The 6991-nt window shown below is 36.4% G+C and carries 11 protein-coding genes and 2 pseudogenes; 9 read left to right on the top strand and 4 right to left on the bottom strand.

The window, feature by feature from the left end; translation table 11 throughout:
* From ACFIKG_RS08260 to ACFIKG_RS08275, 4 genes and pseudogenes are all read right to left on the bottom strand, one after another.
* Positions 1-651, bottom strand: a pseudogene (locus ACFIKG_RS08260) (hypothetical protein); the annotation flags it as partial.
* Positions 641-1120 carry a crossover junction endodeoxyribonuclease RuvC gene (locus ACFIKG_RS08265; protein ID WP_375627506.1) on the bottom strand — a complete coding sequence of 160 codons (480 nt, stop codon included), beginning with the start codon at positions 1118-1120 and terminating at the stop codon, positions 641-643. The pseudogene ACFIKG_RS08260 and the gene ACFIKG_RS08265, both read right to left, overlap by 11 nt.
* Before the next feature lie 81 nt (positions 1121-1201).
* A complete protein-coding gene (locus tag ACFIKG_RS08270; RefSeq protein ID WP_375652092.1) occupies positions 1202-1639 on the bottom strand; it encodes a hypothetical protein in 438 nt (145 codons plus the stop codon).
* 16 nt (positions 1640-1655) lie between these two features.
* Positions 1656-1907 carry a helix-turn-helix transcriptional regulator gene (locus tag ACFIKG_RS08275; protein ID WP_375652093.1) on the bottom strand — a complete coding sequence of 84 codons (252 nt, stop codon included), beginning with the start codon at positions 1905-1907 and terminating at the stop codon, positions 1656-1658.
* Positions 1908-2016: 109 nt separating this feature from the next.
* Between ACFIKG_RS08275 and ACFIKG_RS08280 the strand changes: the two genes are divergently transcribed.
* The 9 genes and pseudogenes from ACFIKG_RS08280 to ACFIKG_RS08320 form a co-directional block, all read left to right on the top strand.
* The gene (locus ACFIKG_RS08280; protein ID WP_015856319.1) at positions 2017-2634 is read left to right on the top strand and encodes an XRE family transcriptional regulator; all 618 of its coding nucleotides are present in this window, start codon (positions 2017-2019) and stop codon (positions 2632-2634) included.
* 158 nt (positions 2635-2792) lie between these two features.
* The gene (locus tag ACFIKG_RS08285) at positions 2793-3167 is read left to right on the top strand and encodes a hypothetical protein (RefSeq protein ID WP_375652094.1); all 375 of its coding nucleotides are present in this window, start codon (positions 2793-2795) and stop codon (positions 3165-3167) included.
* Positions 3168-3230: 63 nt separating this feature from the next.
* The gene (locus ACFIKG_RS08290; protein ID WP_375652095.1) at positions 3231-3587 is read left to right on the top strand and encodes an antA/AntB antirepressor family protein; all 357 of its coding nucleotides are present in this window, start codon (positions 3231-3233) and stop codon (positions 3585-3587) included.
* A gap of 14 nt (positions 3588-3601) precedes the next feature.
* Positions 3602-4345: a Rha family transcriptional regulator gene (locus ACFIKG_RS08295; protein ID WP_375652099.1), complete on the top strand. Its 744-nt coding sequence runs from the start codon at positions 3602-3604 to the stop codon at positions 4343-4345.
* Between the two features lie 12 nt (positions 4346-4357).
* Positions 4358-4675, top strand: a complete 318-nt coding sequence (locus tag ACFIKG_RS08300; protein WP_156850804.1) for a hypothetical protein — start codon at positions 4358-4360, stop codon at positions 4673-4675.
* A 13-nt stretch (positions 4676-4688) separates the two neighbouring features.
* Positions 4689-5537, top strand: a complete 849-nt coding sequence (locus tag ACFIKG_RS08305) for a hypothetical protein (RefSeq protein WP_375652096.1) — start codon at positions 4689-4691, stop codon at positions 5535-5537.
* The gene (locus ACFIKG_RS08310) at positions 5534-5989 is read left to right on the top strand and encodes a hypothetical protein (RefSeq protein WP_375652097.1); all 456 of its coding nucleotides are present in this window, start codon (positions 5534-5536) and stop codon (positions 5987-5989) included. Before ACFIKG_RS08305 ends, ACFIKG_RS08310 begins: the two co-directional genes overlap by 4 nt.
* A 72-nt stretch (positions 5990-6061) precedes the next feature.
* Positions 6062-6871 carry an ERF family protein gene (locus tag ACFIKG_RS08315; protein WP_375652098.1) on the top strand — a complete coding sequence of 270 codons (810 nt, stop codon included), beginning with the start codon at positions 6062-6064 and terminating at the stop codon, positions 6869-6871.
* 1 nt (position 6872) lies between these two features.
* Positions 6873-6991: pseudogene (locus ACFIKG_RS08320) on the top strand (exonuclease); the annotation flags it as partial.

Below are 6991 nucleotides of genomic sequence, written 5' to 3' on the forward strand. Positions count from 1 at the left end.
GTCAACCAAATCGATTGTTGCTAAACTTTCAGAACCAATTTCTTTTTTTGCTAAAACGATAGTTTTAGTTTTTTTATTATAACTGTTAATGTTAGTGTTATTGTTTATGTTATATATATAGGCATCATTAAGCATGTCGTAAGCATCATGCTTAGCATCCTTAAGCATACTGTTAGCATCATGCTTAATAACTTTAGCATCGTTAAGCATGGCTTTAGCATTGTTTTTATCAGTATTTTCAATGGCTTTAGCATCATCACAAGCATCATTTGTATGTTTATCCCATCTTGCCTGCGCTGCTTTCTTTGCTCTCTCTGATAACTTCTTTGACCGAGATGTCTTCGATACCTTATCTAAGCTTTCATTAGAGTTATTGAGTTCTTCTTCAACTTTTAAACTCCATAAACACCCATCGTCTAAACGTTCGATATGACCCGTGCTTATTAAAACTTCTAACGCTTTCATAAACATTTTTACTGAACAACCAGTGTAATTAGCCCAGACCTTTGTGTTATTTAAAAGCGGCTCTCCAGTATAAAGCATTTGCAAACGCAATTTTATATAAACATTGCATTCAATGGGAGATAAACAAGCAAGATCAAGAATCCACCTATCTGCAAACAGCCTCGTCCACGGTAATTTACTGGACATATATACCCCCTTCTTTCATTAAATATAAAATTGCTAAAGCATCTGCTTCGTTGTCGTCTTTAGGCGTATGTCCTTTTGCACACACCGCCTTAATCATTTTTACTTTTGATGCGTTTCCTTTTCCTGTTGTTGCTTTCTTAATTGTGCCAACAGGAATGCCTTCATACGGTATCTGATGATGTTCACACCACGTCGTTAAGGTTGATAACAAGTCACCGTAAATATGCACTGCATCAGTACTATTATGACGCCTCACTTCTTCAAAATACACCGCGTCAATGCTGTCTACTGTCTGTTTTATTTCTGATAGACATCTCTTAAAGCGTAAATAATGCATTCCACCGACTTCAAAATATCGGGGGTGGAAATTCATGACACCACTGATGATGTGACCATCCGCACCGCATATCGCCCAGCCTGTCTTGGTCCCTAGATCAAGACATAAAATGGTTTGTGCGTTAGTGATCATAATCCCCCCTTAAGGCTCTACGTATTTATATGTTTGCTATGACAGAGCGCGTAGTTATAAGTTTTAAAAAATTGGATTAACTCAATTCAGACGCACACTACACGCATCATTTATTAATTTGATTTCTTCTTCTCTTTTTTCGATGAGTTTATCCCTTAAGAAATCAAGCCTATTTTTGACTAAGGCTATAAATAAGATTAGCTCATTTAAGCGATAAAAAGATGACAGCTCTTGAGAAAAATAATTATCAAACCAAGTTGTAAAAGCTTGCGTAAACACAGATAAAAACCATTTATTAAAATCATCGTACGGCGATAACGGAAAATATTTTTTATCATCACGTGCAAAGATACTATGCAGTATATAGACAAGACAACCATTTGATAAGGGATCTATGCGTGTTTCAAAACATGTATCTTGAGGCGAACGGACACCATAATATATGTCTTCCCGTCCAATCTTATTAACAAGATCAATCAACTGAACTTTGCTTATGGAGATTTGTGGGACATCTATCATCTCTGATCTTTCTTCTTTAAGAGTGTGAATGGTGCTGTTGATGTTCATTACTATCTGTAGGAGCAGCAATAAAAGCAGAACTAGAGCTAGAACTATCCTTCAACTTTTGCAGCTTTAGATAATTTATTACGGAGATAGATCCTCTTTTTTCCCACTTGCAAACAGCTGCTTGAGTTACACCAAGCATTTTCGCCATTTCTGATTGTGTCCAATTAAATTTGCCCCGTATTGACTTAGTCAAATTCTTAAAATCTTCTCGTTGATCCATTTACAAGCTCCAATTACAGCTTTGTCTTATTTTATTCATATAATTATAGTTATATAAAGTCAATGAAAATTATCTTTATCAACGATAAAAAAATAAGGTAAGCAGAAGTATGAGTAATAAATCTAATATCATAAGCACATTAAAAAAGATTTTGACCGAGTTTAACTTAACGCAAGAAGATGTAGCCAAACGGCTAAACGTAACACAAGCTTCAGTGTCTAAGTGGTTAAAAGATTCTGATCCACGCGGCTCTAATCGAGATGCCATTTTAGAATTATATAAAGAACTAAAAGGGGATAATCACTTCACAACTTTTGTTCCTCTTATGGGGTATATTGGAGCAGGAACACAGATAGATCCAAGTTTTGAACAAATCCCTGAAGATGGTCTTGAACAAGTAGAAATTCCTTTTGCTTTACCTGATGATATGGTTGCTTTTGAAGTTAAAGGAGATTCTATGATACCAGCCTATAAAGATGGAGATATGGTTATCGTAAGACGGCGCCAAATTAAAACAATAGAATCCTTTTTTGGCAAAGAAGCCGTTATTTTAACACATGATAATAAAAGATATATAAAGCAGATTAGCAGGGGAATGAATGGTGAAATAGATCTGCTTTCTTGGAATGCCTTACCTATTAAGAATGTTAAAATTGTGTGGGTTGGAGAGATATTTGCTATTTTGCCAATAAGTTCTTACAGCAAGATGATTCGGACTTATCGCTAATTATCCCCCCCCTCTTATTTAGCAAGATATTATAATATTTTTTATAAAAAATATAACTTTTTATAATTTTTTGCTTGCTATTTTATAATTATAGTTATATAAGTAATTATACAAACCACGCACAAACAATTGCCAAGAGGCGTTAGGGAGGAGAAATTATGGAAAATCCAATTCTTATAAATTCTGATGAAATTTTATTAGTTGCCTACGATAAAGATCAACACATTGCAGAGTCTGGACCACTTGATGCAAGCCAAATTCTAAGCATTGTTGATGAGGTAGATGATGCAATCCAAATCTTTCGCATCAATCCTTCTGAGAATAATTGTGAAGATATCTCTGAAGAAATTGCAGAAGTATATGTAAAAGAAAATATCGAACATCTCCATGAAGATAGTGAGGTTCATTATTTTATATGCGAAAGTGATGTTTACAATAAACTTTTAGACGAGATCGCAGACGAAAAATATAATGATGAGATTTACGGTACTTACGAACAACAACACCGTTTGCGTGCATGTGATGTGCTTTAAATTCTGAAGGGCGCATTTAAAAGCGCCCCCTTTTTCCCATCAATAATTGATTAGAGTAAACTTATGAACATACATGATAATGATAGTGAAGGATATCTCATACCTGAAAACGAGGTAGACAACAAAATTGGTTATGCCAAAATGGTCAAAGCCCATGTAATGCATAGGCACTTACATTTGAAACAAGATTTTTCCACTTGGTTTAATGATTGTGTTGAAAAGTTTGATCTAAAAGAAGGCGTGGATTTTGTTTTTACAAAACAAGAATGGAACAGACAGAAGATTTGTCCAAAATCTGAAATAGAAACAGATAAAACTGATAATCATTATTTCAAAATTCACGCAGCAAGGAAAATCGCTAAAGCAGAGCGCCATAGAAACTTAGGCAGAATATTATACCAAAACTTGTGTTTTTCTTAATTAAGGGGGTGATGATGCGAAACTTTATTACAATACCTGAAAACAATTTTCAAAACACAACAATTCCAACCATGTCTAGTCGTGAAATTGCAGAATTGTGTAGTAAACAACATAAACACGTTATGCGTGATATTAAGCAAATGCTTGAAGAGTTGCACTCTAAAAGTACTGAGCCCAAATTTGGGCTGAGTGAATTTGTAGGTTTTTACAAAGATTCAACTGGTCGCACTCTCCCTTGTTACAACCTTCCTAAACGTGAATGCCTCATTTTAGTTTCGGGTTACAGCATGACATTACGTGCTAGGATTATAGACCGTTGGCAAGAATTGGAAAAGCAAGCAGTAATACCACAAATCGACTACTCAAGCCCTCAAGTTATGCTTGGTGTTTTAACGTATCTCAAAAATGAAAATGAACAAAAAGATAATATTATTGCAAATTTAAAACCAAAGGCAATGGCTCTTGAAAGCTTACAGCGTCATAATGGACTCTTTGGTCTTACAGAAGCCGCTAAAATACTCGAGATGCAACCAAAACAGTTCATTCTCTTCTTACAGAAAAAAGGTTGGGTTTACCGGCGTGCAGCAGGTGGAAATTTGCTTCCTTATCAAGACAAAATCCAAAAGAAACTTATGGATTGTCCAACCATCACACTTCAAACCGCAAGTGGAATAGAAAAAGTCATTCCTTGCGCAAAAATCACAGCAAAAGGAATTGGTGTGCTGTCTCAAGAGCTTAAAAGACAAACCATGCATTAAGAGGAGGTTATTATGATAAAAAAGAAATACGAATTGACTGATGAGACAATTAAAGTTGATAGAATAACGCTTTACCGGATCCGTGCATTAAAAGACTTTGGGGATGTTAAAAAAGGTGATCTTGGTGGCTGGGTAGAGAGTGAGAGAAATCTTAGCCATGATGACAATTGCTGGGTTGGTGGTGAGGCATGGGTTTATGAAAATGCCAAAGTTTATGAAAATGCTAAGGTTTATGATGATGCCGAAGTTTATAATAACGCAAAAGTTGGTGGTAATGCCATAGTAGCTGGCAAAACAGCATTTTATGGAAGTGATGCTATCTTAAGGTAGGGGCAAATAAACCATGGAAAAAAAATATGAACTTACTGATGAAACAACTGAGGTTGATGGCAAAACTCTCCACCGCATTCGTGCCTTACGAGACTTTGGTGGTATTAAAGCAGACGACCTAGGCGGTTTTATAGAGCATGAAGGCAACTTATCCCATGAGGGCAATTGTTGGATTTGGTATAAGGCTTGTGTTTTTGGAGATGCACGTGTTTATGGCAATGCACTTGTTTTCGATGAAGCAAAAGTTTCCGATAATGCACATGTTTACGAGAGCGCACACGTTTTCGATGAAGCGCGCGTTTACGGTCGTGCAGAAATTTATGGAGAAGCAAAAGTTTACGGTGATGCAGAAGTTTACGGTAGGGCAGAAGTTTACGATTGTGCACGCGTTTTCGATGAAGCACGTATTTACGATAAGGCAGAGGTTTACGGTTGTGCACGCGTTTACGATTATGCAAAAGTTTTAGAAAATGCACATGTTTATGGTTATGCATACGTTTCCGATAAGGCAGAAGTTTATGGCAATGCAAAAATTAAAGACGGACATGTAGGCGATAGTGCAAGGATTTATGGTGATGCTAAAATTTATGATCATGCACACGTTTACGGTAATGCATGCGTTTCCCATAATGCAGAGGTTTACGGTTATGCCAAGGTTTTTGGTGATGCCTTGGTTTTTGGCAATGCACATGTTCATGGGCGTGCAAAAGTTTACGATGATGCACGCGTTTACGATGAAGCACGTGTTTACGATAAGGCAGAAATTTACGGAGAAGCAAAAGTTTACGGTGATGCAAAAGTTTACCGTAGCGCACACGTTGATGACTATAACGCCATATCAACTGGAGAAAAGACCAGATGAAAAAATACGAACTGACTGATGAAACAATTGAGTTTGATGGATACATTACGCTTTACCGCATCCGTGCATTGAAAGACTTTGGAGATGTAAAGGCAGGTGATCTTGGCGGCTTTATAGAGCATGAAGACAATTTAAGTCATGAAAACGATTGTTGGATTTATAATGATGCCAAGGCGTATTTGTTTGCCAATATTTACGATAGCGCTAAGGTTTTTGATAACGCACAAGTTGCTTATAGTGCAGAGATTTTTGGAAATGCAAAAATTTATAATAACGTCAAAATATATAGAGGTCATATTTTTGGAAGCGTAGAAATTTATGGAAATGTGGTTATCGATAATGATTCAAGAATTTATGGCGATACAAAAATTTATGATAATTCAGAAGCTTGTAAACGAACTATGACCGCCCAGAACGGCAACTCTTCAGCAAAAGACGACGTTCCTTTCTAACCACACAAACAAACTTTTAACACCAGCGTGATTCACGCCACGGGAGAATTGCGCGCAATGGAGAAAATCAAGATGAGTGAACTAAGTACCACACAAACGGAATTAGTGGAAAAAATGAACGATTGTGAAATCAAACCTACAGCTATGGAGCTTATTTTAGAAAGAGCTTTAGAAAATGATGTCGATATGGATCGTCTCAAGCGTCTTCTTGAATTGCGAGAACAAGAGATAAAACGACAAGAGCGCCAAAACTTTGTCCGTGATCTTTCTGCTATGCAAATGGAATACAAAAATATCGAACAAAACGCCATTAATACACATACTAAAAGCCTCTATACAACGCTTGATAAATATATTGATGCAATCAAAGAACCTCTTGCAAAACATCACTTTGCCTTGTTCTCTCGTATCAAAGACCAGAGTTCAAATGACATAACTGTAGAAATGACTTTAAAGCATATATCAGGCAATGAAATATCAACAGAAGGAACCTTTCCTTTTGATGCTACAGGGAGCAAAAATAACATACAAGCGGTTGGTTCTACTCTCACCTACGCACGTAGATATCTCTTAGGCATGCTTCTTAATGTCGCAAGAAAAGAAGACGATACAGATGGCAACACGCTTCTTTCAGGTATCTCTCCTAAACAAATGAATGAAATCAAAGAATTAATTAAAAAAACGCAATCTGAAGAAAGTAAGCTTATCTCTTTCGTAGGAGCAAAAAATCTAACAGATATGTCTTATAAACAAGCTCAAATCGCTTTGTTTTCTTTGAAAAAAAAGCAACGTTCACAAATGAAAAAAGCACAACAAGAGCAATTAGATGCACCTATACAAGATATTGAATATGCACCAACTCAACAACAAACGGCGGTGTGAAATGGAGCAAAGAACAGCAGAATGGTTTCAAGCAAGGCTAGGAAAAGTCACTGCTTCAAACGTTTACAACGTACTCAGTAAGACAGCAAAAGGTTTGCCTACAAGCAAATATGAAGACTA

The sequence above is a fragment of the Bartonella sp. LB28NMGDW genome (assembly GCF_042194435.1).
In the GTDB taxonomy this organism is placed as follows: Bacteria; Pseudomonadota; Alphaproteobacteria; order Rhizobiales; family Rhizobiaceae; genus Bartonella; species Bartonella grahamii.